The organism is Flagellimonas alginilytica (genome assembly GCF_042134605.1).
Classification (GTDB): domain Bacteria; phylum Bacteroidota; class Bacteroidia; order Flavobacteriales; family Flavobacteriaceae; genus Flagellimonas; species Flagellimonas alginolytica.
Genome location: NZ_CP169638.1, coordinates 1,800,719 through 1,825,364 on the forward strand (window position 1 = coordinate 1,800,719; position 24,646 = coordinate 1,825,364).

Here is a 24,646-nt window from a genome sequence, read left to right on the forward strand (position 1 = left end):
ATGATGAACCGAGAACGCGATAAGCACAACTTAGAATCTGTTGTGGAAGGCGACATAAACCTAACTCCCGCTCGGAGCGAATGGTTGCAAAACGAAGTGAGCGAAGAAACCAGAGAACTTTTGGAAAAAGATGCCAAATATTTTATGCATCAATCCATGTCGACACCTTGTTTGGATGTGCTCCAAACGTGTGAAGGGTCGCACATAGAAAGTATATCCGGCAAAAAATATTTGGATTTTCACGGCAACAATGTGCACCAAATTGGATTTTCCCATCCAAAATTGGTCTCTCGTTTAACCGAGCAACTACAAAGCCTAACTTTTTCCACCCGAAGGTATGCCAACAAGACCGCAATTCGGTTTGCCGAGAAGTTAACTTCATATACGCCCAAAGGTCTTGACCGTATCTTGCTTACGCCAAATGGAAGCTCTGCTATTGGGATTGCCCTAAAATTGGCAAGGGCCGTAACAGGAAAGCACAAAGTGGTCTCATTCTGGGATTCGTTCCATGGAGCCTCTTTAGATGCCATAAGCGTGGGCGGCGAGTCTGTTTTTCAGGAACATATGGGGCCTTTAATGCCGGGGGTGGAGCGCATTCCACCGCCAATAACCTATCGTGGTATTTTTGAAGGGGACGAAACCAAAGCCTTGGAATATTTGCGATATGTTCTGGAAAAAGACCATCAGATTGGGGCATTTTTGGCAGAAACCATCCGTAATACCGATGTGCAGATCCCATCAAAAAAATTCTGGAAAGGAGCAAGGGAGCTATGCACCAAACATAATGTACTTTTAATCTTGGACGAAATCCCGATTGCCTTTGGGCGCACGGGCAAAATGTTCGCCTATGAGCTTTTTGACATTGAACCGGACATTCTTTGTTTGGGAAAAGGACTCGGAGGTGGTATTTTTCCGCAGGCAGCCATTGTTACCAGAGAAGAATACAACAAGTTTGGTGATATATCGCTGGGCCATTATACCCACGAAAAAAGCCCATTGGGTTCTATAGCAGGATTAACCTTATTGGAAGTACTGAAAGATGAGCAGATTCTACAAAAAGTAAAGGAGGACCAAGAATTTATGCGTAAGAACCTTTACAAAATGTACCGTAAGTATTCCTTGATCGGAGACGTTCGTGGGGTAGGACTATTATGGGGCATTGAACTGGTGACCGATAGGAACACTAAAGAGAAAGCTACCAACGAAGCCGAGGAAATCATGTACGAATGTCTAAAACAAGGATTGAGTTTCAAGGTTTCCAAAGGGAACGTTCTGCAACTTTCGCCCGCTTTGACCATTTCCAGGGAAGAGCTGGAAACTGCATTTGAAATACTTAATTGTGCATTTTTAAAAACCAACACCATAGCCTAATGAAAAAAATCAACTGTTTTTGTATTGTTTTTTGTTTGGGATTGATGCAGCTTGCTGCCCAGACCAAACCCGAAATTCTTGTGCAACCTTATTTGCAAGATGCCGAACCCAATTCCATAGTGATCATGTGGGAAACCTCTAGCGGAGAGGAAAGCATTGTAGAGTGGGGAACTACCGAAAAACTCGGAAAAAAAGCCACCGGAAGGGCAGAGGACATCAATTTCTCCGAATCCAGAGTGCATACTGTAAAATTGGAAGGACTCAAGCGATTCACAGAGTATTATTATCGTGTAAAAACAGGAAAGGTAAAATCGGATATTTTCCAATTTAAGACGCCACCGTTTTCAAGTGACGAAGAGTCCTTTAATATTGTGGCCATGAGCGATATGCAATACGATAGCCAGCATCCCAATAAATTTTCCGAGATCGTGAATCAAGGAGTGCTTCAATATCTAGAAAAAGAGCATGGGGGCAAATTACCCAATAACTTGGCCATGGTTATGATTCCTGGGGATCTGGTTCAGAGCGGGAGCAAATATTACCAATGGAAAGAACATTTTTTTGATCCCGCCCAAAAGCTTTTTGCAGAAGTTCCTGTATATCCCGTTTTGGGAAATCATGAAAAAAATTCGGTATTCTACTTCAAGTACTTCAGTTTGCCCGAAAATGGAACTCCCGCCTACGCAGAACATTGGTGGTACAAGGATTATGGGAATACGCGAATCATCGGATTAAATTCCAACGAAGGTTATCGTGACCTACGGGAACAGTACGAGTGGCTAGAGAAAGTATTGTTGGATACCGAAAAAAACGAGGATATTGATTTTGTTTTTGCACAACTTCATCATCCGCATAAATCAGAACTGTGGATTCCAGGGGAGGAAGAATCGACAGGAAAAGTGGTGAAAATGCTCGAAGAGTTTTCAACAAAAACAGGAAAGCCAAGTATTCATTTCTTTGGACATACCCACGGGTATTCCAGAGGACAGTCCCGAGACCATAAACACTTGTGGATAAATGTGGCATCCGCTGGTGGCGCTATTGACAATTGGGGCGAGTTTGAAGGCAGGGATTATGATGAGTTTACCGTTACCCAGGACGAATACGGCTTTGTTATGGTCGAGGTGGATGGCAACAGGAACGACCCCAAGTTTACCATTAAAAGGATTAGTAGGGGGAATACGATCAAATCCAGAGAAAATGAACTTCGGGATAGCATCACGATTTGGAGGCTGAGCAAAAAACCCGAAGCGCCCAAGGCGGTCTCCCCAATCAATGGTGCAATTGTAAAGGATGAGTTTGCCATGTTGAAAGCCGGAGAATTTTCCAGTGCACACCATGCCTCCTTCCATGCAGCATCCCATTGGCAGGTATCGGAATCCAAGGATTTTGAAAAATTGGCCTTGGATAGCTGGAAACAATTTGAAAACTGGTACTACAAAGAAAATCGTCAAGAGAACGATGATTTGACGGACGAAAAAACAAAACGATTAAAACCCAATACAAATTACTATTGGAGAGTCAGATATAGAGACCAAAACTTAAATTGGAGCGATTGGTCCCCAACGGTGTCATTTAAAACGGCAGAAATAAAAAGCAAGTAGAGACAAATTTTGTCCGAAGTGATGGATTCAGTTTTCACTGGTTACTACCTGTCCGGAACAAGAAAATTCCTAAAACTATAAGTTTAAGTACGTTTAATTCAGTTTATTAGTTCATGTTTGTGCAAAGACCCGTATGATCAGTGCGGGTCTTTCTCTTTGTACCCTGAAGCTATGTGCTAGGTTTTTGTTAAAATGGTTACCTTAGAGCAGTGTATTTTTACCAAATGGAAGAAGAACTTTTAGGAACATTCAGCAACTATTTCGAACCTGCTCTTATCCAAGAGATCCTTAAAGAGGGCAAGTATAAGGAGATTCCAGCAGGAGAAACCATTATGGATATTGGCCAATATATAAGAAGTATGCCACTGTTGTTGTCCGGGGCCATAAAAGTTCTCAGGGAAGACGAAGAAGGCGATGAACTGCTTTTATATTATTTGGAGCAGGGCGAAACCTGTTCGGTGACCATGACCTGCTGTATGGGACATACCAAAAGCGAAATTAAGGCCATAACCGAAACCGATACCAAAATTGTGATGGTACCGGTGCAGAAAATGGAGGAATGGATGGCAAAATATAAAGGTTGGCGCAATTATGTTTTTGATAGTTACCAAAACCGTCTGAATGAGTTGTTACTGACCGTGGACAGTATCGCTTTTAAAAATTTAGATCAACGTTTAATGGATTATCTGAATAAGAAAGTTGAGGTAACCAATGACAACCGGATAAATAACACACATCAAGAGATCGCTTATGACTTGCACACCTCAAGGGTGGTAGTTTCCAGATTGTTGAAAAAACTGGAGAAAATGAAGAAGCTGGAGCTCCACAGAAACCACATTCTTGTAATAGACCTTTAAAATATGTGCCCTTTGTTACTGTTTGTAGTAGCTGGCCATTCTATTTTTGCATAAAATCAATCGAATGCTCAAAAGGATTTTTCCTTTTTTAACTTGGATAGGCTCTTACAATCGCTCTTTGCTCTTTGGCGATTTAGTTGCCGGCATTACCGTAGGTATAATGTTGATCCCGCAGGGGATGGCCTACGCTATGATTGCGGGCATGCCACCCATATATGGGCTGTACGCGGCATTGGTGCCACAATTGGTCTATGCAATAACAGGAACATCAAGGCAATTGGCCGTTGGCCCCGTAGCCATGGATTCACTTTTGGTGGCGGCCGGAATAGGCGCTATGCAATTGGGAAATACCGAAGACTATATTGCAGCAGTTATCTTTTTGACCCTTCTTATTGGATTGTTTCAATTATTGCTCGGTATTTTAAAAATGGGCCTTTTTGTAAACTTCTTGTCCAAACCGGTAATTAGTGGATTTACATCCGCAGCGGCCATTTTAATCGGTTTGGGTCAACTAAAGCACATACTCGGTGTGGATTTGCCGCAGTCGGGCAAGATCTATGTGTTGCTAGGAAATATTTTTGGTAACCTTGGAGAAGTCCAACTGCTTACTTTGGGCATGGGAATTTTGGTGATTGCATTGATCATTGGGTTGAAAAAAATCAATAAAAAGCTACCGATTCCCTTACTTGTCGTGGTGTTGGGTATAATGTCCGTAGTTATATTGGGATTGGAATCAAAAGGAATCAAAGTGGTTGGCGAAATTCCAAAGGGACTGCCAAGTTTTCAATTGCCAAGATTTCAATGGGATAAAATAGGGCAGTTTGTGCCAATAGCACTTACCGTTGCCCTTTTTGGTTTTATGGAATCCATTTCCATTGCCAAAACCGTAGAAGAGAGGCATCCTGAATACGACCTTGACCCCAACCAAGAGCTAAGAGCTCTGGGAATGTCCAATATTTTAGGGTCGTTTTTTCAGTCCTTTTCCGTTTCGGGAAGTTTTTCCAGAACAGCAATCAATGATCACTCGGGAGCGCGCACAGGAATGGCACTCGTCTTTAGCGCCTTGTTGGTAGCGGGAGTATTGTTGTTTTTGACCCCACTTTTTTATAATCTGCCCACGGTTGTACTCGGTGCCATTATAATTGTTTCGGTTTTTGGGTTAATTGATTTGAAGTACCCCCTGCAATTGTGGAAAAACCGAAAAGATGAATTTGTGCTTTTGTTGGCCACTTTTGTAATGACCATGTCCATCGGACTGATAGAAGGTATTCTTTTGGGTGTTCTGCTTTCTTTGCTGCTGTTGGTCTATAGGATATCAAACCCACATATTGCGGTTTTGGGAAGAATCAAAGGAACCAACTATTTTAAAAACATAGATCGTTTTTCGGAAGATGTTGAGGTGTGCGAGGATAAGCTCATTCTACGATTCGATGCTCAACTCTATTTTGGGAACAAGGATTACTTCAAAAAACAATTGTACCAACAAATTGCAAAAAAAGGACCGAGCTTAAAATACATAATCTTAAATGCCGAGCCTATTAATTATATCGATAGCAGTGCAGCAGTTATGTTGGAACGAATTATTCGGGAACAACGGGAAAACGGCATCCAGTTTTTAATAGCCGGGGCAATTGGCCCAACACGTGATATATTGTACACTAGCGGAATTATAGATGTACTGGGAGAGGAAAATCTTTTTGCACAAACCTTTGATGCCGTGGAATGCTGCCGTAATCCAGAGACATTGAGTACCATACAGAAAAAAGTATCCCAACAATATAAGACCAAACGTTTGTAACTTTGGTCACAGAAAATTAGGGAGCACAATACTAATTTTGATAAAAACCATTATCACATGAAGATTGAACAAATTTACACAGGATGTTTGGCCCAAGGGGCATATTATATAGAGAGTGAAGGAGAAGCGGCCATTGTGGACCCTTTAAGAGAAGTAAAACCATATATTAAAAAAGCTGAGGAAGATGGGGCCAAGATCAAGTACATTTTTGAAACCCATTTCCATGCCGATTTTGTAAGTGGACACGTAACCCTTTCCAAAGAAACTGGGGCCGCCATCGTGTATGGTCCAACGGCAAATCCATCCTTCGAAGCGTTGATTGCAGAGGACGGGCAGGAGTTTAAACTAGGAAAAATTACCATTAAAGTACTACATACACCCGGACATACGATGGAGAGCTCCACCTTTCTGTTGATAGATGAAAACGGAAAGGACCACGCAATTTTTAGTGGCGATACACTGTTCCTTGGAGACGTAGGCCGCCCGGATCTAGCGCAAAAAGCTGCACACATGACACAGGAAGAATTGGCAGGAACCCTGTTCGATAGTCTTCGCAATAAGATCATGCCCTTGGCCGATGATGTAATCGTGTATCCGGCGCATGGAGCAGGTTCGGCCTGTGGAAAAAACATGATGAAGGAAACTGTGGATACCCTGGGCAATCAGAAAAAAATGAATTATGCACTAAGGGCGGACATGACGCGTGACGAATTCATTGAAGAAGTTACCGATGGACTATTGCCACCGCCACAATACTTCCCTCTGAACGTAAAAATGAACAAAGAGGGATACGAGGATATCGACAAGGTATTAAAAAGGGGCACACAAGCACTCAATCCCAATGCATTTGAGGTGGCGGCCAATGAAACTGGGGCCATTGTTTTGGATGTACGCCATCAAGATGACTTCGCCAAAGCACATGTGCCACGATCAATTTTTATTGGTCTGGACGGCAGTTTTGCACCATGGGTGGGCGCCTTGATCGCCGATGTGGAACAACCCATATTGTTGATCACTCCAGAAGGAAGGGAAGAAGAAACCGTTACGCGATTGTCGAGAGTTGGTTTCGATAACACCTTGGGTTTCCTACAAGGCGGAGTTGAGGCCTGGAAACAATCCGGCAAGGAAATCGATACCGTGGATAGTGTAAATGCGGAAGAGTTCAAAAAAATGGTCGAAAAGAAAGTACCCGTTTTCGATGTGCGAAAAGAAAGCGAGTACCAGGCCGAACATGTTGTGGATGCAAACTTGACACCCTTGGACTACATTAATGACCACTTGGCCGAGTTTCCGGATAACGAAAAATTTTACATTCATTGTGCAGGGGGATACAGGAGTATGATCGCTTCCTCTATATTGAAGAGTAGGGGAATCCACAACCTAGTGGACGTTGCCGGTGGTTTTGCTGACATCAAGAAAGCTGGCATACCTGTTACCGACTATGTGTGCCCTACTACCTTGAAATAAGGGAGAAACTTCGGAAATAGTTTCAAAAAAGTTCAGGTTATGTAACCATCGTTACTGACGGGACAGGCTGTTTGAGATACTTTAGTGTCTCAAAATAAAGATACCATGTCAATATTTAGTTTCTTGTTCAAAGAACAAAACCTGCCGGATGCCATAGCCATTTTGGATAGGGAGGACTACAAAAGCGCGATTTCCAAAGGAAAGGTTCAACTCGTAGATGTCAGAACAAAAAGAGAATTTATGTCGGGCCATATTAAAGGGGCCAAGAACATAGATTTTTTTCAAGGGTCGAGTTTTGAAAGTAATTTTTCAAAATTAAAGAAAGATCAGCCGGTCTATCTGTATTGCCAGTCCGGGAACAGGAGTCAAAAAGCAGCTAGAAAACTGGTAAAAATGGGGTTTGATAAGGTGTACGACCTCCGAGGAGGATACCGGACCTGGACCTACTAATTTGAAGATGATACAACATGAAAACAACAGTTCAAGTACAAAACCTTAAGTGTGGAGGCTGTGTAAAAACAATTTCCAATAAACTTTCGGAAATAAAAGAAATCAAAAATGTGATTGTGGAGAAGGATAGCTCATCGGTTAGCTTTGATCATCAGAGCGCCGATGATGCTTCCTTAGTTAAAGAGGCCCTCAAAAAGATGGGGTATCCCGCAGTCGATGATGAAAATGGTTTTGTGGACAAGGCAAAATCCTTTATGAGCTGTGCCAGCGGCAGAATGTCCAAATAATGAAGAATCTTTTTGTTTTCATAACACTTATAATTGGAATCGCATCCTGCAAAAAGGGGCCAAAAACCACCGATGTAGATCCTGGGCCAGTAGCGCAAGCGGAAGTGTTCTCACCGGAGGACGCCCAAAAGTTGATGGAAACCAAATGCTATCTATGCCATAACCCATCCGCTCCAGAAAAGGGTTCTCGGATCGGGCCGCCAATGGTCGCCATCAAAGCTCATTATTTAACAGCCCATAAAAACAAAGATGCCTTTATAAAAAGCATCATGCAGTTTGTAAATTCTCCAACCGAGGAAAATACCTTAATGCGTGGAGCGGTCCGTAGATTTGGAGTAATGCCGGCACAGCAATTTCCCGAAACAGAAGTCAAAAAAATAGCGGAGTACATGTTCGATTATCAAATTGAAGAGCCGGATTGGTTTAAAGAACATTGGTTGGCTAGGCATAACGACTCTTTGTACAATAAAGGCAAAAGGTTGGCGCCGATAAAGGCAAAACCAACGCAGAAGGAGCTCGGGATGCAATATGCGTTGGGAACCAAAAAAGTGTTGGGCCAAAACCTTATGGGTACCATACAGAACAAAGGGGTAGAGGAGGCCGTTGTATTTTGCAACGAGCGGGCCTACCCACTCACCGATAGTATGTCCACCCACTTTAATGCCCGTATAAGAAGAGTATCGGATAAGCCCAGAAATCCGAACAACAGGGCAAATGCTATAGAATTGGAACATATTGATACGTTTAAAGGCAAAGTGGCCTCCGGGGATTCGGTTGAACCAATTTTAAGGGAGGAAAACGGCAAGGTGTATTTTTACTACCCCATAGTTACCAATACCATGTGCTTAAACTGCCATGGAACGCCGAACAAGGATATACTTCCGAAAGTATATCGGAATTTATTGGAGCTATATCCAAAGGATATGGCCGTTGGATACGGTCCCGATGAGGTCCGTGGCCTCTGGAGTATTGTTTTTGATGCCCCAAAAAACACAGACTAAAACAATCCGTTTATTTTTTTGGCTTTTTAAAGCCATATAACAATTGTCCCCAAAATCCTTTGGGCAAGTTTTCATCACCAGGAAAACCAAGTTTTATTTTTCCGCCACTTTCGGGGATATAATGTGTCTTGAAGATGTAGTCCCAAATGCTTAGACTTATTCCGAAATTTACACCGTAGGAGTCTTTTGGAATGGTATAGGCATGATGGTACAGGTGCATTACCGGATTATTAAGAATATATTTTAAAGGGCCGTAGGTCAGTTTTATATTGGAGTGATTAAAATGTCCAATGGTAATTGCCGCAAAATGAACAATATAGGCTTGTTCAGGTTCAAACCCGCCCAAGACCATTACCCCCAATGTTTTTAAAGGTTTGTATAAAATATTTTCCATCCAATGAAACCTTAAGTGTGCGGCAAACCCCATTTCTTTTACACTATGGTGTACTTTATGGAACTGCCAAAGCACAGGGTATTTGTGCAAAAGCACATGGGTAAACCACTGGACAAAGTCCAATACCACAAAGAATACGAGCAGTTGGGCCCATTGGGACCAATGACCGATGTCGATTATGGTCAGCGAGGTACTACTGATTCCCACGTCCTTAAAAAGCACACCAAGGAATTTGTAAACTCCACTGATGACTATGGCAAAAATGAAAAAGTTGAAAAACATATAGAAAGCATCCAGCCAAAAGTCCTTCCTAAAAATGGATTGTTCTTTGCGCCAAGGGAAAAGGATTTCCAAAGCCCATACCAACAAAGAGATCAAGACAAGTCCCCAAAAATAATTGGTGTACCAAGGAACATCAAAAAGGATGGACTTCCATGTCCAACGGACCGTACCCAAAAAACCATTGATTAAAGCTTCAAAATATTCCAACATAGGTGTACTTAGTCGTTTGCAAAGGGCAAAACTGATTCAAACTTAAAAATACTTTTAAAAAAATAACGGTTATGTAACCCATGTTACGCTAAAACATTTAAAGAGACCATATTTTTGGAATAGTGCCCTGTAAATCAAAAATACATGCTTCGGATATAAATCATTTTATTTTTTTGATGCATTGTAAGGAGCAAATCATAAACTAACGATTATGAAAAAAAACATGGGCGGAGCAGACCGCGCAATCCGAATTGTACTTGCACTTATAGTTGGTGCATTATATTACTTTAATATGATAACAGGAACATTGGCATATGTGTTGCTAGCTTTGGCTACCATATTTGTTTTAACAAGCTTAGTTAGTTTTTGTCCTTTGTATACCCTTTTTGGAATACGTACATGTAAGGTCAAAAATTAGGTTTTTTGGTTGGTTGATATAGGAAGGCCGTTCGATTTCGAACGGCTTTTTTATTTTGAGAATAACGGTGTTTGAGGGAAGGATCATTGGGATTGGCCTAAAGAATATGACTATTTTATTTGTATCGGAATATATTGATGAAAGGTAAAAATGTATAATTGGAAACCTGTTGGAACCAGCATTTATGAGTAATATCATGTTTTGAACAGATCGGAGCAATTAAATTTGATTTAAAATTAAAACCAATACATTGTGAAAGCACTTACAAATATTCCTCTGGTAGTTTGGGAAAACGGTATCTGGATGATAGGTCTGTTTGCCCTAGTGGTCGTCGTGTTGATAGTTGCAGTTTTGGCCATGATGAACAGTGGTAAAAAATAAATACTAACCACATACTTTGAAATGGATTTGGCATAGGTTAAATTACTTTTATGTTAAATCCATTTCGTTTGTAACATGGGTCACCTAAGAATACCACGGTCTAGTGTATTTTTGGACTATAAATAGTTGCCCATGGAAACCGAAATTCTCGCCCGGATTCAATTTGCCTTCACTGTTGCTTTTCATTACATCTATCCGCCCTTAAGTATTGGGATCGGTCTGCTGCTTGTAATTTTTGAAAGTTCCTACATAAGAACCAAAAAGGAAATTTACCATAAACTAGCGCGATTTTGGACCAAAATATTCGCCTTGACCTTTGGTATAGGTGTGGTTACAGGTATTGTTATGGAATTTGAATTCGGAACCAATTGGGCCGTATATTCCAGATTTGTTGGCGATGTTTTTGGAAGTGCGCTGGCAGCGGAGGGAATTTTTGCCTTTGCCTTGGAAAGTGGATTTTTGGGCATCTTGCTCTTTGGATGGAACAGGGTCAAGCCTTGGGTACATTTGGTTTCGACCATCGGCGTATTTTTGGGGTCCATGTTTTCCGCTATTTGGATCGTAGTTGCCAATAGCTGGCAGCAGACTCCTGCTGGATTTCATATAGTTGGTGAGGGGTTCGATGCTAGGGCAGAAATCACAGATTTTTGGGCCATGGTGTTCAATCCGTCCAGTGTAGACCGATTGACGCATGTTTGGCTTGGAGCCTTTTTGGCCGGAGCCTTTTTGGTCATGAGCGTTCATGCCTATTATCTTATCAAAGGGAAATATGTTGAAATTTCCAAAAAAGCCTTCAAAATAGCCCTGGTAGTTGCCACCGTATTTTCTCTGGGACAGTTGTTCACAGGGCACCGGTCAGCAGATGGTGTGGCAAAAAACCAGCCCGCTAAACTGGCCGCACTGGAAGGACATTTTGAAGCCTCCGCCCCTGCCGACATGTATATTTTGGGATGGGTGGATAAAGATAAGCAGGAAGTAATAGGGTTAAAGGTACCCGGAGGTTTATCCTTTTTATTGGAATATGATTTTGATGCTCCGGTAACCGGTCTCAATGCATTTCCCGAAGATGAGCGACCTTCCCAAGTGAATGCCGTTTTTCAGTTTTATCATATAATGGTGGCCATTGGTATGGTGTTGATATTTTTGACCCTCTATGCCACTTTTTTATGGTGGAGAGGTAAATTGTTCAATAAAAAATGGCTGTTGTGGATTTTTGTATTTGCAGTTTTTCTGCCTCAAATTGCCAATCAGGTCGGTTGGTTTGCTGCTGAAATGGGTAGACAACCCTGGGTGGTCTACGGTCTTTTAAGAACAGATCAGGCATTTTCGCAAGCAGTGTCCGACAATCAAATTTTGTTTTCCCTCATTCTGTTCTTCTTTGTATATAGCCTTTTGTTCGTGCTGTTTATTTATTTGTTGCACAAAAAAATAAAACATGGGCCATACGATGAATCGGAAAACGATGATACACCTTTCGGGGGAACACTAACACATATGATGAAATAAGATTATGGAAACTTTTTTAGGATTGGATTATCCCACATGGTGGTTTTTGGTGGTAGGAGGTCTTTTTTCCGGCTATGCCATACTGGACGGCTTTGATTTTGGTGCCGGGGCATGGCATCTCTTTTTAAAGAAAGAGAACAGTCGCAGGATCGCTTTAAATGCCGTTGGACCGGTGTGGGATGGTAACGAAGTTTGGTTGGTGATTGGTGGTGGAGCTCTTTTTGCTGGGTTCCCTGTTATGTATGCCACCATGTTTTCGTCCCTTTACGTTCCTTTTATGCTGTTTTTGGTATTTATTATATTCCGAGCCATATCCATAGAGTTTAGGGGCAAAGAGCCGATGTTGTGGTGGCGAAATCTATGGGATGTTAGCTACAGTGTGTCCAGTATTATGCTGGCTTTTTTGTTGGGGGTTGTACTGGGCAATGTGCTACAAGGAATTGCAATAGGGGAGAATTACCAATACCAAGGGGGTGTGCTGTTCGAGTTTTTAAACCCATATGCTCTAATGACGGGATTTACCACGTTGTCACTTTTTATGGCACACGGCGCCATTTTTTTGCTCTTAAAGACCGAGGGCAGGTTGTTCGCCAAGTTAACACGCCTTTTAAAAAGAGGAATGATATTTTTTATGGTCAGTTTTGCGGTGACCACCCTTTATACCTTGATCTATATTCCCCATTTGTCGGACGATTTTAAAAGTAATCCGGCACTTTTTGTTATACCCTTGCTTACCTTTCTCAGTATTGCCAACGTACCCAGGTTGGCCGAAAAGCGCAGGTATAAATCCGCGTTTTTGTTTTCCTCGTTGACCATTGCCTTTTTATTGGTTTTGGTAGCAGTGGAACTATATCCGGTATTGTTGCGTTCTTCGATAGACCCACAATATAATATTGACATCTACAATGCAGCATCTTCAACAAAATCCTTACAGATTATGATGGTAATAGTGGCCATTGGAACTCCATTGGTGCTGTTCTATACCATTTTTGTGTACAAGACCTTTTGGGGAAAAGTAAAATTGGACGAGACCAGTTATTGATTTTGGATTTTTTGTTCCAATTAAAAAAAGAGCATCAAGCACAGTGCTCTTTTTTGTGTGTGACTTAAGTCACTTTATATCTCCTTGGGTACCATTACATTTGGGTAAATCATAGAAAAAATGTCCAAAATAGTTGTTTTGGGAGCTGGTATTGCAGGCCATGTTGCTGCCTCCCATCTTAGAAGAAAGCTCTCCAAGGAGCATGAGGTTGTGGTAGTTTCACCAAACAGTAATTATCAATGGATCCCATCCAATATTTGGGTAGGGATAGGGAGAATGAAACCAAAGGATATTCTGTTCCCATTAGCACCTCTTTACAAAAAAAAGCAAATTGATTATAAACAGGCCAAAGCGATAAGTTTTCATCCAGAAGGTGATGATAACGAACCAAGACCCTATGTTTTGGCAGAATATGTCGCTGGTGATGAAAAGGGAACGACTGAAAAGGTTACCTACGATTACTTGATCAATGCCACAGGACCAAAACTCAACTTTGAAGGAACCGAAGGACTCTCACCGGGTAAGAACAAAGCACATTCCGTTTGTACCTACACCCATGCACAAGAAGCTTGGATTGCCTTGGAAGGCCTAATTAAACAAATGAAGGAAGGTAAAAAGATTAAAATATTGATCGGAACGGGCCATGCCAAATCAACCTGTCAAGGAGCTGCTTTTGAGTACATTTTAAATGTAGAACAAGAACTCAGAAGACATAAGGTCAGGGATATGGCCGAAATTACTTGGATTTCCAACGAATACCATCTTGGAGACTTTGGAATGGATGGCATGCTAATGAGCTATGGAAGCAACATTATGAAGTCGAATGAAATGGTGGAAATGATCTTTGAGGATCGTGGTATCAATTGGATTTTGGGAGCAGCCGTAAACAAGGTAGAGGACGGATTGGTCCATTACGAGAACTTGGATGGTGATCACAAACAAAAAACCTACGATTTCGCCATGCTCATACCTGCTTTTTCCGGTCACGGATTTAAAGCCTACAATAAAGAAGGGGCGGATATTACGGATAAACTTTTTAGGGGATTTATGATCGTTGATGCCGATTACACCCCAAAACCGTACGAGGAATGGAGTGTTCAGGACTGGCCCGAAACCTATCAAAATCCGTCTTACCCCAATATTTTTGCGCCGGGAATTGCCTTTGCCCCGCCACACAGTATATCCAAACCAAGAAAGAGCAAGAACGGTACGGATATTACACCGGCGCCTCCCAGAACAGGTATGCCTTCGGGGATAACCGCAAAGTTGGTGGCCGATAACATTATAGATATGATCAAACACTCGAGCAATAAAATGCATCACAAAGGATCTATGGGCAATATGGGTGCCGCTTGTATTGCATCCGCAGGTTTTGGAATGACCAAGGGTAGCGGTGTGAGTATTACTACCTTTCCGATTGTTCCCGATTACAACAAATATCCCGATACACAGGGCAGAAAATTGGGCAAGACTTTTGGTACCATTGGTTTGGCAGGCCACTGGTTGAAACTGGCATTGCACTATGCCTTTATTTATAAAGCAAAAATGAAACCTTTTTGGTGGTTAATTCCTGAATAGATTAGTTATGACACGCAGAATATCCAAATACAAACGATTTACAATGATGAACCCTATAATCCAATTCTTCAAGTTCATTTATTTGAGCATCAAAGTATTGGTCGTAGTGGCGGGAGGTCACGGTGGAACCCGAGACGCATAATAATAAATAGGTCTCAGAACTAAAATTGCCTCAATACAGGAGTATACCTCTTAACGGACCCAGTATTGAGGTTTTTTATGCGATATTCTCGGTAACTCATGTTACTGTGTAAGTCTGGCTGCAAATCTAATTTTGCTTCAAATCAATTAGGTATATGAAGCGATTATTAGTATTAATGATATTCTTTTTTGCTCAGGGTCAATTTTTTGCCCAAGAGCATGTCGGAATCTCCTTGGAAGACGTCCTGATCAAGGTACAGGAATCCAATGCCAGTATCAAGGTATCCGAATATGAGGCCAAGATGGCCAAATATGATTATAGGTTTTCCAATTCCATTTTTTTGCCGCAGATATCGGTTTCACATACTGGATTGGCGACCACAAATCCTTTAATGGCATTTGGTTCCAAACTCAACCAAGAGATTTTGACCCAGGCCGATTTTAACCCTGATTTGTTGAACGACCCCGATCAGATTGAGAACTATGCCACAAAAATTTCAGTGGAACAACCCTTGATCAACCTGGATGGTTTCTATCAGCGTAAAGCGGCCAAGACCACCATGGAGGCCAAGGAGCTTCAAGCCATGCGGACCAGGGACTATCTCAATTTTGAAGCCCAAAAGGCCTATGGTCAATTACAACTGGCTCACCAAGCCGTAGCCGTGTTGCAGAAAGCTTTTGAAGCTGCAAATGCCAATTTGAACACGGCACAGAACAGTTATGACCAAGGTCTGCTTCAAAAAGCCGATTTGTTGGAGGTGAAAGTGAGGGTAACGGAAGTATCGGACCAATTGAAGACAGCCAAGAGCAACGTGCAAAATGCTTCGGATTACTTGGCATTTCTAATGAACGAACATGGGGGTGTTATTTATGAACCATCAGAAGAATTGGTGCCAGTCAGACCAGGAGAAACTTTAAAAGGCTCACTGGAAAATAGGGCCGATGTTAAGGCAATGGACCTAGTGTCCGAAGCTTACAAAGCCAATATGAAAGCCGATAAAATGACCTTTTTACCAAGATTGAATGCTTTCGCCAGTTATGAAATGTACGATGACGAAATATTCCGGGCCGATGCGAACGGATATATTATAGGGGCAAGTTTAAGTTGGGATGTGTTTAAAGGGTCTCAACGCTTTTCCAAAGCAGGAAAGAGCAAAACCAATTATGAAAAAGCAAAACAAGAATACGAGCAGTACGTCGCCAAAAGCTCTATGGAGCTACAACGCACCAAGCGGATGGTCGAAAATGCCGAGAGCAGGCTCCAGACTTCAAAATTGGCTATGGAGCAATCCGAAGAATCATTAAGGATACGCACCAATAGATTCAAAGAAGGATTGGAAAAAACAACCGATTTATTAATGGCTGAAGCCACTTATGCCGAAAAGCAATTGGCTTATTATCAAAACATATTTGAATACAATCAAGCACAATCCTTATTAACATTTTTAACCAAAGAATAATTGCAAGATGAAAAACACTACGATATATAAAAGTTTTATGTTGACCGTTTCCTTGGGCTTTTTGCTTATAGGTTGTGGAAGTGATGAAAAACAGCCGGCTGACAACACGGAAGCAGTACCGGTAACAATCGGCGAAGTAACCATAGGCGATACCTCCACCATATTGGCAGGAAGTGGTCAGATTAAAGCCGTGAATAGTGCCAATTTGAGCACCCGAATGATGGGCCATGTGGAATCCATCCCTGTGAAAATAGGTCAGAAGGTAAATAAAGGAGATTTGCTGATCTCTATCAACAACGTGGACCTACGCGCCAAAAAAGCACAAGTGGAGGCATCCATTACCGAAGTACAGGTGGCATTTAACAATGCCAAGAAAGATTATGAAAGGTTCCAGAACCTTTTTAACGAAAGCAGTGCTTCACAAAAGGAGTTGGATGATATGACCGCCCGTTATGAAATGGCAAAAGCCAGATTGGAAGCTGCAAGCCAAATGAAGAACGAAGTGAACTCCCAGTTTGCTTATGCCAACATCAGGGCCCCATTCAATGGCGTGGTCACCAACACCTATATTGACGAAGGCGATATGGCCAACCCAGGGGTGCCGTTGGTTTCTGTGGAATCCCCAACAACAGGGTTTGAAGTAGAGGCCAAAGTTGCGGAGAACAGCATTTCAGCCATCGAAGTTGGAACCAAAGCCCACATTTTGGTTAAAGCATTGAATACCACAATTGCTGGAAAAGTGTCCGAGTTGAGTGCCTCGGCACAAAATACAGGCGGACAATATGTAATGAAAGTAAGCTTGGACGATACGGATGCCAAGATTTTGTCAGGTATGTATGCCACTGTTAGGCTCGAGGCGGAAATGGAGAGCGATGGTAAAACAGTTGTTACCGTTCCGTCCGAAGCCTTGGTGCACAAAGGCCAACTAACAGGTGTTTATACGCTAGGGCAGGATAATGTAGCGCTTTTACGCTGGTTGCGATTGGGAGAGAGTTATGGAGATGAGGTGGAAGTATTATCTGGTTTGTCCCAAGGAGATCAGTATATCGTGTCGGCCGAAGGAAAGTTGTACAACGGAGCTAAAGTAAGTATTCAATAGCCCAAAAAAAGTTAATAATGAAAGACGGACTTGCAGGAAAAATAGCTAAAGGGTTTATCAGCTCCAAATTAACGGTGCTCCTAATGATCGTGTTCATGGTCATTGGGGTGTACAGTTCCTTCCTTATCCCAAGGGAAGAAGAGCCACAGATAGACGTGCCCATGGCGGACATATTTGTGGGATATCCCGGGGCTAGCCCAACAGAAGTGGAATCCAGGATTACCAAACCCCTGGAGAAAATTATATCCAACATTAAAGGTGTAGAGTACGTGTACACAACATCTATGCAAGAGCAGGGGATGGCCATTGTACAGTTCTACGTAGGGGAAGATATTGAAAGATCGTTGGTGCGTTTGTACGACGAGATCAACAAGCACATGGACCAAATGCCCGCCGGAGTAACCATGCCATTGGTAAAAACCCGTGCGATCGATGATGTACCCATGCTCGCACTTACTCTGTGGAGCGATGAATATGCTGATTTTCAGTTACGAGAGATTTCTGGGGAATTGGTCAATGAGGTTGAAAAAGTTAACGGGGTTTCCATCACCAAGAAGATAGGCGGACGTAGTCCCCAACTTCGTGTGGTGGTGGATAAGGATAAAATGGCCGAATCGGGCATCGATATGTTGGCCGTGGCCCAAATGATTAAAGCCAATAACCAGCAAATGGATGCTGGGAATTTCCTTTCCAACGATACCGAGTTCCACATTAGCACGGGAAATTTTTTGGAAACAAAAGAAGATCTCAAAAACCTGATTGTGGGCACAAAACAAGGTCAGCCCATATATTTAAAGCAGGTAGCCACCGTTTTGGATGGTCCCGAGCTGCCCAAAAACTATGTTTCCCTTGGATTTGGGGCCGCTAGTGAAAAGTCAGAAGAATTTAAATCGGAATACCCAGCGGTAACCATTTCGATTGCCAAAAGAAAAGGTGCGGATGCCATGAAGATTGCCGACGTGGTGTTGGAGAAAGTGGAGCACCTAAAAACAACCCTGATTCCTGATGATGTACATGTTGAGGTAACCCGTAATTACGGTCAAACTGCTTCGCAAAAGGTATCCGAATTGTTGATGCACTTGATCGGTGCGATTATCGCCGTGACCTTTGTGGTGATGTTGGCCATGGGTTGGCGAGGTGGATTGGTCGTGTTCCTTTCCGTGCCCATTACCTTCGCTTTGACTTTGTTGAGCTATTACATGCTCGATTATACGTTGAACCGAATTACTTTGTTTGCCTTGGTGTTCGTAACCGGTATCGTGGTGGACGACTCCATTATTATCGCGGAGAACATGCACCGTCACTTTAAAATGAAACGCTTGCCGTTCAAGGATGCCGCTCTGTATGCCATCAACGAGGTAGGTAACCCCACCATCTTGGCCACCTTTACGGTTATTGCATCTGTATTGCCAATGGCATTTGTTTCTGGTTTGATGGGCCCTTACATGTCACCCATGCCCATTGGAGCATCCATTGCAATGTTGCTATCATTGTTTGTGGCATTGACCATAACCCCGTATTTGGGATACATCTTCCTAAGGGAAAAAGATAAAAAGAAGAAAAAGGAAAAAGAGCCTGTAGAAATTCAAGATACCTTCATCTATAAGGCGTATGCTCGATTTGAAAGGCCCTTGATCGAGAGTGGTAAAAAAAGATGGCTATTCTTGGGCATTACCTTTCTCTTGTTGATCGCCTCCGTGGCCATGTTCTTTACCAAATCGGTAGCGGTGAAAATGTTGCCTTTTGATAACAAGAACGAGTTCCAGGTGGTGATAGATCTTCCCGAAGGCACCACGTTGGAAAGAACGGCTGCCGTAACTAAGGAAATCGGAGCTTACTTATCCACCCGACCCGAAGTGGTGAATTATCAAACCTATGTGGGCACATCGGCACCGATAACCTTTAATGGTTTGGTACGGCACTATGATTTACGCGGTGGTAGTAATATGGCCGATATTCAAGTAAATCTGGTGGATAAGCACGACAGGAGCGAACAAAGCCATGATATTGCCAAATTGTTGCGCCCAAAAATCCAAGAGTTGGGCAAAAAATACCATGCCAATATCAAAATAGTTGAGGTGCCGCCGGGACCTCCTGTACTTTCCACCATTGTGGCTGAGGTGTATGGTCCCGATTATGACAAACAGATTGCTTTGGCCGATAAGGTAAAGGGCATTTTGAACAATACTACTGACGTTGTTGATGTGGATTGGATGGTAGAGGATGACCAAGTGGAGTATGATTTTGTGATTGATAAGGAAAAAGCCATGTTGTACGGGGTTACCCCTCAACAAATTGTTCAGGTGATGGCCATGGCTTTCCGTGAGCAGCCGGTATCCCATATGTATCGTGAAGATTCTTTTGATCAAATCGGAATTGTTTTGTCCGTAAGTGAAAAGGATAAATCCAGTTTGGATAAAATCAAACAATTGAAAATAAAATCCCAACAGGGCAACATGGTGTCCGTGGGTGATTTGGTTTCCATTAAAGAGGGGACAAAGGCCAAGAGCATCTACCGGAAGAATCAAAAGAGAGTAGTATATGTTATGTCGGATATGGCGGGGGAATTGGAAAGCCCGGTCTATGCCATTTTAGGCATGACGGACAAATTGAATCAATTGGAGTTGCCCAAAGGATATTCCATCAACGAACTGTACATGGAACAACCGCAATTTGAGGATGATTATACTGTTAAATGGGATGGGGAATGGCAGATCACCTTGGAGGTATTCCGGGATTTGGGAATTGCGTTCCTCGGTGTAATTGTGATCATTTACATGTTGATCGTGGGATGGTTCCAAAATTTTAAAGCACCCATGGTGATGATGGTGGCCATTCCGCTTTCCTTGATCGGGATTGTGCTCGGACATTGGATGTTGGGCGCCTTTTTTACGGCAACCTCCTTCATCGGGATGATTGCCTTGGCTGGTATTATGGTACGGAACTCGGTATTGCTTATTGATTTCGTCAACTTAAGGCTCAAAGAAGATGTTCCATTAAAGCAGGCTGTTATAGAAGCAGGAGCCGTACGTACAACTCCTATTTTATTGACCGCAGGAACCGTGGTCATTGGAGCTTTTGTGATTTTGTTCGACCCTATTTTTCAGGGATTGGCCATATCACTTATGGGAGGAACAATAGTGTCTACCGTACTGACGCTCTTGGTGGTGCCATTGGTGTATTATATGATTGAACGTAAAAATTATAACTAAGATGAAACCGACATGACTAAAATAATCTTTAGACACACGGCAAAGATTATTTTAGTCGTCAAAGGTTCCATGTGACCATTGAAAAAACTTTAAAAATAAGCACATGAAAATGATCATTGTTACCACGGTCGAAGAATATAAGAACGAAGTATTCAAATTATTTAAAAAGGCCGGAGTGGAAAGCTTTAGTGGATCGGATATCGATGGTTTTAAAAAAGCGGCACCCTTAATGTACACCAGTAGTTGGTTTCCTAGCGAAAGAGGCGGTGCAGCATCGAACATGTATTTTTCTTTTACCGAAGAGGAAAAAGTAACCGAATTGTTCAAAATGATCGAGCAATTCAATACCGAAAGTGAAACAACGAACCCGATCAGGGCTGTAGAAGTCCCAATTGAAAGAACCGTTTAAAACATCGAACATGAAAAATAGAATTGTAAGAGGAGTAGCAGGAAGCTTTATATTGATCAGTTTGCTTTTGGCCATTTATGTAAGTCAAAATTGGCTGTGGTTTACGGCTTTTGTAGGGGCCAACCTGTTACAGTCATCGTTGACCAAATGGTGTTTACTGGAAGATATTCTGAAGAAGTTCGGGGTCCCCGATTCCGATAAGGATTGTTGCTAGTCCATCCATATTTGATATCTAAAGCATTTTCGTGATCTTTGTTTAAAAACCTCGCGAAAATGCTGTATCAACCTTGGCCATGGTATGTGGCCGGCCCACTTATTGCCATTATCATGGCACTGCTCATATTAATGGGCAAACGTTTTGGAATGTCCTCCAACCTCGAAACCCTATGTTCTATCGGAGGAGCGGGGAAATACTCGGATTATTTCAAAGTTGACATAAAATCAAAACGATGGAACCTCTTGGTGGTTCTGGGGTCTGTAATTGGCGGATTTGTTGGTGCAAACGTACTTTCACCGAATCCTGCCGTGGATATTTCGGACGATACGGTAGCCAAGCTCAACGAACTGGGTTTTGAAAGCGCAGGTAAAGCCTATTTGCCCACAGAACTGTTTGCACTAGAATCCTTGTCCGATCCTAAAGTTTGGGCGATACTTTTGGTGGCGGGCTTTTTGGTAGGCTTTGGAACTCGCTACGCTGGCGGCTGTACCTCTGGGCACGCCATTTCTGGTCTGAGTAATTTACAGCGACCATCCCTGATTGCCGTAATCGGATTTTTTGTTGGGGGATTGATCATGGTTCATTTACTGTTCCCTTTAATTTTTGCGGTATGAAGCGTTTAGTGTATATCCTTTTAGGTTCGTTTTTAGGAGTGGTCTTGTATAAATCCGAAGCAGCATCATGGTTTAGGATCTATGAAATGTTTCAGTTCGATGCATTCCACATGTACGGTATTATCGGATCAGCTTTGACCATTGGTGTTGTTTTGGTCTTTTGGATCAAAAAATCCAAGGTCAAATCATTTTCAGGGGAAATCATCCAAATACCGGATAAGGAAAAATCCTTTGCAAGATATATATGGGGAGGTACGCTTTTTGGATTGGGATGGGCCCTGGCAGGTTCGTGCCCGGGACCAATTTATATTTTGGTCGGAGCAGGATATTGGCCCATGGTCATTGTTTTGTTTGGTGCATTGCTGGGTGCCTTTGTATATGGGGTTTTAAGAGGGAAATTACCACATTAGTGTTGCCTTAACGGGATATTTGGGTCGATTAACGAATATGAATGGCAGCTTGGGTGCTGGCCTATAGCTTTGTTCGATGCAAACCTACTTTATAGTCCCGATTAATGAAGCTGACCACATTTATCATTGATGATGATCTGGTGTCGCAATTTGCGACAAGGTACTGTATACAACAATCTCAAAGAGAGTTTGATATCGTAACCTGTTCCAGTGGAGAAGAAGGTGTTCAAGCCTGTTTTAACTTTGTGGAAAAGAGCAATAGGTTGCCCGATATTATTTTTTTGGACCTTGTTATGGACGGGATGAGTGGATGGGATTTTCTGGAAAACCTGAAAAATTTGTTCAAAGAACACAAACTGCCCAGTGTTTATGTGTTATCTGCCTTTACAAATGCCAAAGACCGAACCATAGCCAAAGACCATGGGTTGATTGCGGGCTATGTGGACAAACCCTTATCACGATCTTATCTGGAGAAAATTTTGAAAGAAGAGGAGAAAAGGAGAAGTTGATTCAAAAAAACGGGCGAACACCGAACATCTTAAAATTGACTCTCAACTAGTACAAAGTTTTTCTGAAAAAGCATATTTTTGCTATCCCTTTTCAAGGATGGCCCCGTAGTTCAATGGATAGAATAGAAGTTTCCTAAACTTTAGATGCAAGTTCGATTCTTGCCGGGGCTACTTTTTGACTTCTGAATGATTCGAAAAATCATTAAATAAATGAAAATCAGATATTTAATATTTTTTGATTTCAATTGAATTCCTTTGATTTCGGCTTTTAGAGTTCACAAATCGTCAACATTTTTCAAGTTGCTATTTTAATTTAAGTAATTAAAATTCAGTAACTTAGTTGTCATACTTGATTTGATTTGACTTTCGTCTTCGTCAACGTTTAACAAAAAGAAGACAATTATGAGGTCAAATTCCACTTTTTCCGTCCTGTTTTGGCTTTATTCCAGTAGGTCAAAAAATGGCAAAGCCCCTATTTATGCCAGGATTTCTGTCAATGGTAAAAAACTGAACATTAGTTTAAAACGAAGAATCCAAATCACATATTGGGATTCTAAAAAGCAGCGTGTAAAAAGCTCTTCCTTTGAAGCTAAATCCATCAATCAATATCTTGATGAGTTCTACACTGGGCTGTTCCAATCATTTCAACAGCTGCGCATAGAGGGCAAGCACATCACCCCTCATAGTGTAAAGGCCAGATTTATGGATGAGGAAGAGGATAATCAACATTTTACCTTGCGGGACATTGTGTCTTATCATAATACCAATATGTTTCCCAAGCTACACTGGAATACTTCAAGATTATATCTCACCAGTCAGAAGTATATCTTTTTGTTTTTGAAGAAAAAATTAAAAAAAGAAGATGTCCGACTTGATGAATTGAACTATAAGTTCATTCTTGACTTTGAAAATTTTCTCCGCAAACATAAACCCAACCACTACCAACAACAAATTGGAAATAATGCTGTAATGAAACATATCCAAAGATTAAGAAAGATGGTTTCTTTGGCATATCGATTGGAATGGATAGACAAAGACCCTTTTAGACAGTTTAAGCAGAGATTGACTCCGACGAATAGAGAGTATTTAGGTTCCGAGGAACTTCAAGCGATTGAAGAGCTCAAACTTGATAGTAATCGGCTGAAAACCGTCAGAGATCTTTTTGTGTTCAGTTGCTATACTGGGGTATGTTATACGGATTTAATGCTCTTAACGGAAGATAATGTGGTCATGGGCATAGACAAAAAATATTGGATAATCACCAAAAGACAGAAGACCCATAATCCGGTCAAAATACCACTTTTAAAAAAAGCTCTTGACTTGATTGAACTTTATAAAGAGGACACTAGGTCCATCATTAACAACACGTTGTTTCCAAGAATCTCCAACCAAAAGATGAACGCTTATTTGAAAGAGATTGCAAGTGAAGCAAAAATCAAAAAGAATTTGACATTTCATATGGCAAGGCACACGTTCGCCACGACAGTTACCTTGACCAATGGTGTGCCGATAGAAACCATTTCAAAAATGTTGGGGCATCGAAAACTTACCACCACACAGATTTATGCAAAGGTGTTAGAAAGAAAGGTTGGTGAAGATATGGAGATTTTGAGAAGCAAACTGGAATCGCCAATTGAGTCAAATCCAAAAAAGAAATCGAATGAAGCATAGCGAAGTGCTGAAACGCTTTATTCTTATCTCGAACTTTTGCGCTTGGTTTCTATCTGGTTTTTGTAATGTTTAGAAAGATAAGTTTAATCAACCGCTCCTAATAAACAAAAACCACTGAATTTATTGTTACTCTATACACCAAAGAAAGGTATTTGGGTTTTCACGCTCGCGTGAAAAATGAATAGCAAGAGGGTGATGCGCAAATTGCGCCATCACGGTTGTTTTCAGGTCTTCAACAAGTTGAAAACCAGTTAATTG

The 24,646-nt window shown here is 41.8% G+C and carries 24 protein-coding genes and 1 tRNA gene; 24 read left to right on the forward strand and 1 reads right to left on the reverse strand.

Annotated features, from left to right (window positions below):
- From ABTP35_RS07975 to ABTP35_RS08010, 8 genes are all read left to right on the forward strand, one after another.
- Positions 1-1,371 carry an aspartate aminotransferase family protein gene (locus tag ABTP35_RS07975; RefSeq protein ID WP_293297490.1) on the forward strand — a complete coding sequence of 457 codons (1,371 nt, stop codon included), beginning with the start codon at positions 1-3 and terminating at the stop codon, positions 1,369-1,371.
- Complete coding sequence (locus ABTP35_RS07980; RefSeq protein ID WP_375334511.1) at positions 1,371-2,975, forward strand: fibronectin type III domain-containing protein; 1,605 nt, start codon at positions 1,371-1,373, stop codon at positions 2,973-2,975. Before ABTP35_RS07975 ends, ABTP35_RS07980 begins: the two co-directional genes overlap by 1 nt.
- 224 nt (positions 2,976-3,199) lie before the next feature.
- A complete protein-coding gene (locus ABTP35_RS07985; protein ID WP_224835759.1) occupies positions 3,200-3,832 on the forward strand; it encodes a Crp/Fnr family transcriptional regulator in 633 nt (210 codons plus the stop codon).
- A 64-nt stretch (positions 3,833-3,896) separates the two neighbouring features.
- On the forward strand, positions 3,897-5,630 hold the full coding sequence (locus ABTP35_RS07990; protein ID WP_293297484.1) for a sulfate permease: 1,734 nt from the start codon (positions 3,897-3,899) through the stop codon (positions 5,628-5,630).
- A gap of 57 nt (positions 5,631-5,687) precedes the next feature.
- Positions 5,688-7,097 carry an MBL fold metallo-hydrolase gene (locus ABTP35_RS07995; RefSeq protein ID WP_293297481.1) on the forward strand — a complete coding sequence of 470 codons (1,410 nt, stop codon included), beginning with the start codon at positions 5,688-5,690 and terminating at the stop codon, positions 7,095-7,097.
- 105 nt (positions 7,098-7,202) lie between these two features.
- Entirely contained in the window at positions 7,203-7,547 is a 345-nt protein-coding gene (locus ABTP35_RS08000) for a rhodanese-like domain-containing protein (protein ID WP_293297478.1), read from the forward strand.
- 17 nt (positions 7,548-7,564) lie between these two features.
- Positions 7,565-7,834 (forward strand): heavy metal-associated domain-containing protein, encoded by a 270-nt coding sequence (locus ABTP35_RS08005; RefSeq protein ID WP_293297475.1) that lies wholly within the window; start codon positions 7,565-7,567, stop codon positions 7,832-7,834.
- Positions 7,834-8,835 (forward strand): DUF3365 domain-containing protein, encoded by a 1,002-nt coding sequence (locus ABTP35_RS08010; RefSeq protein ID WP_293297472.1) that lies wholly within the window; start codon positions 7,834-7,836, stop codon positions 8,833-8,835. The genes ABTP35_RS08005 and ABTP35_RS08010 overlap by 1 nt, the downstream gene beginning before the upstream one ends.
- 10 nt (positions 8,836-8,845) lie before the next feature.
- Here the strand turns inward: ABTP35_RS08010 and ABTP35_RS08015 are convergent, their stop codons facing one another.
- Positions 8,846-9,721: a sterol desaturase family protein gene (locus ABTP35_RS08015; RefSeq protein ID WP_293297469.1), complete on the reverse strand. Its 876-nt coding sequence runs from the start codon at positions 9,719-9,721 to the stop codon at positions 8,846-8,848.
- A 223-nt stretch (positions 9,722-9,944) separates the two neighbouring features.
- Here ABTP35_RS08015 and ABTP35_RS08020 point away from each other — a divergent pair, with 223 nt between their 5' ends.
- The 16 genes from ABTP35_RS08020 (at position 9,945) to ABTP35_RS08095 (ending at position 24,388) form a co-directional block, all read left to right on the forward strand.
- Complete coding sequence (locus tag ABTP35_RS08020; protein WP_313791036.1) at positions 9,945-10,139, forward strand: DUF2892 domain-containing protein; 195 nt, start codon at positions 9,945-9,947, stop codon at positions 10,137-10,139.
- Positions 10,140-10,391: 252 nt separating this feature from the next.
- Positions 10,392-10,520 carry a hypothetical protein gene (locus tag ABTP35_RS08025; protein WP_262902824.1) on the forward strand — a complete coding sequence of 43 codons (129 nt, stop codon included), beginning with the start codon at positions 10,392-10,394 and terminating at the stop codon, positions 10,518-10,520.
- Between the two features lie 132 nt (positions 10,521-10,652).
- Positions 10,653-12,026: a cytochrome ubiquinol oxidase subunit I gene (locus tag ABTP35_RS08030; protein WP_293297466.1), complete on the forward strand. Its 1,374-nt coding sequence runs from the start codon at positions 10,653-10,655 to the stop codon at positions 12,024-12,026.
- 4 nt (positions 12,027-12,030) lie between these two features.
- A complete protein-coding gene (cydB, locus tag ABTP35_RS08035) occupies positions 12,031-13,068 on the forward strand; it encodes a cytochrome d ubiquinol oxidase subunit II (protein ID WP_224835750.1) in 1,038 nt (345 codons plus the stop codon).
- A gap of 120 nt (positions 13,069-13,188) precedes the next feature.
- Complete coding sequence (locus tag ABTP35_RS08040; RefSeq protein ID WP_293297461.1) at positions 13,189-14,646, forward strand: FAD-dependent oxidoreductase; 1,458 nt, start codon at positions 13,189-13,191, stop codon at positions 14,644-14,646.
- A 7-nt stretch (positions 14,647-14,653) separates the two neighbouring features.
- The gene (locus ABTP35_RS08045; protein ID WP_262902823.1) at positions 14,654-14,788 is read left to right on the forward strand and encodes a hypothetical protein; all 135 of its coding nucleotides are present in this window, start codon (positions 14,654-14,656) and stop codon (positions 14,786-14,788) included.
- 154 nt (positions 14,789-14,942) lie between these two features.
- Positions 14,943-16,247, forward strand: coding sequence for a TolC family protein (locus tag ABTP35_RS08050; RefSeq protein WP_293297455.1), 1,305 nt, complete (start codon positions 14,943-14,945; stop codon positions 16,245-16,247).
- 7 nt (positions 16,248-16,254) lie between these two features.
- A complete protein-coding gene (locus ABTP35_RS08055) occupies positions 16,255-17,346 on the forward strand; it encodes an efflux RND transporter periplasmic adaptor subunit (protein WP_375334512.1) in 1,092 nt (363 codons plus the stop codon).
- Positions 17,347-17,363: 17 nt separating this feature from the next.
- Positions 17,364-20,558: an efflux RND transporter permease subunit gene (locus ABTP35_RS08060; protein ID WP_293297450.1), complete on the forward strand. Its 3,195-nt coding sequence runs from the start codon at positions 17,364-17,366 to the stop codon at positions 20,556-20,558.
- 103 nt (positions 20,559-20,661) lie between these two features.
- The gene (locus ABTP35_RS08065; protein WP_224835745.1) at positions 20,662-20,967 is read left to right on the forward strand and encodes a hypothetical protein; all 306 of its coding nucleotides are present in this window, start codon (positions 20,662-20,664) and stop codon (positions 20,965-20,967) included.
- A gap of 10 nt (positions 20,968-20,977) precedes the next feature.
- Positions 20,978-21,181, forward strand: coding sequence for a DUF2892 domain-containing protein (locus tag ABTP35_RS08070; protein ID WP_252078768.1), 204 nt, complete (start codon positions 20,978-20,980; stop codon positions 21,179-21,181).
- 59 nt (positions 21,182-21,240) lie between these two features.
- Complete coding sequence (locus ABTP35_RS08075) at positions 21,241-21,798, forward strand: YeeE/YedE family protein (RefSeq protein ID WP_252078769.1); 558 nt, start codon at positions 21,241-21,243, stop codon at positions 21,796-21,798.
- Positions 21,795-22,208 carry a DUF6691 family protein gene (locus ABTP35_RS08080; RefSeq protein WP_293297443.1) on the forward strand — a complete coding sequence of 138 codons (414 nt, stop codon included), beginning with the start codon at positions 21,795-21,797 and terminating at the stop codon, positions 22,206-22,208. The genes ABTP35_RS08075 and ABTP35_RS08080 overlap by 4 nt, the downstream gene beginning before the upstream one ends.
- 104 nt (positions 22,209-22,312) lie before the next feature.
- Complete coding sequence (locus ABTP35_RS08085) at positions 22,313-22,717, forward strand: response regulator (RefSeq protein ID WP_224835741.1); 405 nt, start codon at positions 22,313-22,315, stop codon at positions 22,715-22,717.
- 99 nt (positions 22,718-22,816) lie between these two features.
- A tRNA-Arg gene (locus ABTP35_RS08090) sits at positions 22,817-22,888 on the forward strand.
- A 231-nt stretch (positions 22,889-23,119) separates the two neighbouring features.
- The gene (locus ABTP35_RS08095) at positions 23,120-24,388 is read left to right on the forward strand and encodes a site-specific integrase (RefSeq protein ID WP_293281827.1); all 1,269 of its coding nucleotides are present in this window, start codon (positions 23,120-23,122) and stop codon (positions 24,386-24,388) included.
- The last annotated feature ends 258 nt before the right edge of the window (positions 24,389-24,646 follow it).

Coding starts and splice junctions, on each gene's coding strand:
- ABTP35_RS08045 (WP_262902823.1), top strand. CDS start 14,654: ATGACACGCAGAATATCCAAATACAAACGATTTACAATGATGAACCCT.
- ABTP35_RS07990 (WP_293297484.1), top strand. CDS start 3,897: ATGCTCAAAAGGATTTTTCCTTTTTTAACTTGGATAGGCTCTTACAAT.
- ABTP35_RS07980 (WP_375334511.1), top strand. CDS start 1,371: ATGAAAAAAATCAACTGTTTTTGTATTGTTTTTTGTTTGGGATTGATG.
- ABTP35_RS08055 (WP_375334512.1), top strand. CDS start 16,255: ATGAAAAACACTACGATATATAAAAGTTTTATGTTGACCGTTTCCTTG.
- ABTP35_RS08065 (WP_224835745.1), top strand. CDS start 20,662: ATGAAAATGATCATTGTTACCACGGTCGAAGAATATAAGAACGAAGTA.
- ABTP35_RS08085 (WP_224835741.1), top strand. CDS start 22,313: ATGAAGCTGACCACATTTATCATTGATGATGATCTGGTGTCGCAATTT.
- ABTP35_RS07975 (WP_293297490.1), top strand. CDS start 1: ATGATGAACCGAGAACGCGATAAGCACAACTTAGAATCTGTTGTGGAA.
- ABTP35_RS08000 (WP_293297478.1), top strand. CDS start 7,203: ATGTCAATATTTAGTTTCTTGTTCAAAGAACAAAACCTGCCGGATGCC.
- ABTP35_RS08075 (WP_252078769.1), top strand. CDS start 21,241: ATGCTGTATCAACCTTGGCCATGGTATGTGGCCGGCCCACTTATTGCC.
- ABTP35_RS07995 (WP_293297481.1), top strand. CDS start 5,688: ATGAAGATTGAACAAATTTACACAGGATGTTTGGCCCAAGGGGCATAT.
- ABTP35_RS08095 (WP_293281827.1), top strand. CDS start 23,120: ATGAGGTCAAATTCCACTTTTTCCGTCCTGTTTTGGCTTTATTCCAGT.
- ABTP35_RS08060 (WP_293297450.1), top strand. CDS start 17,364: ATGAAAGACGGACTTGCAGGAAAAATAGCTAAAGGGTTTATCAGCTCC.
- ABTP35_RS08010 (WP_293297472.1), top strand. CDS start 7,834: ATGAAGAATCTTTTTGTTTTCATAACACTTATAATTGGAATCGCATCC.
- ABTP35_RS08015 (WP_293297469.1), bottom strand. CDS start 9,721: ATGTTGGAATATTTTGAAGCTTTAATCAATGGTTTTTTGGGTACGGTC.
- ABTP35_RS08030 (WP_293297466.1), top strand. CDS start 10,653: ATGGAAACCGAAATTCTCGCCCGGATTCAATTTGCCTTCACTGTTGCT.
- ABTP35_RS08070 (WP_252078768.1), top strand. CDS start 20,978: ATGAAAAATAGAATTGTAAGAGGAGTAGCAGGAAGCTTTATATTGATC.
- ABTP35_RS08020 (WP_313791036.1), top strand. CDS start 9,945: ATGGGCGGAGCAGACCGCGCAATCCGAATTGTACTTGCACTTATAGTT.
- ABTP35_RS08040 (WP_293297461.1), top strand. CDS start 13,189: ATGTCCAAAATAGTTGTTTTGGGAGCTGGTATTGCAGGCCATGTTGCT.
- ABTP35_RS08005 (WP_293297475.1), top strand. CDS start 7,565: ATGAAAACAACAGTTCAAGTACAAAACCTTAAGTGTGGAGGCTGTGTA.
- cydB (WP_224835750.1), top strand. CDS start 12,031: ATGGAAACTTTTTTAGGATTGGATTATCCCACATGGTGGTTTTTGGTG.
- ABTP35_RS08050 (WP_293297455.1), top strand. CDS start 14,943: ATGAAGCGATTATTAGTATTAATGATATTCTTTTTTGCTCAGGGTCAA.
- ABTP35_RS07985 (WP_224835759.1), top strand. CDS start 3,200: ATGGAAGAAGAACTTTTAGGAACATTCAGCAACTATTTCGAACCTGCT.
- ABTP35_RS08080 (WP_293297443.1), top strand. CDS start 21,795: ATGAAGCGTTTAGTGTATATCCTTTTAGGTTCGTTTTTAGGAGTGGTC.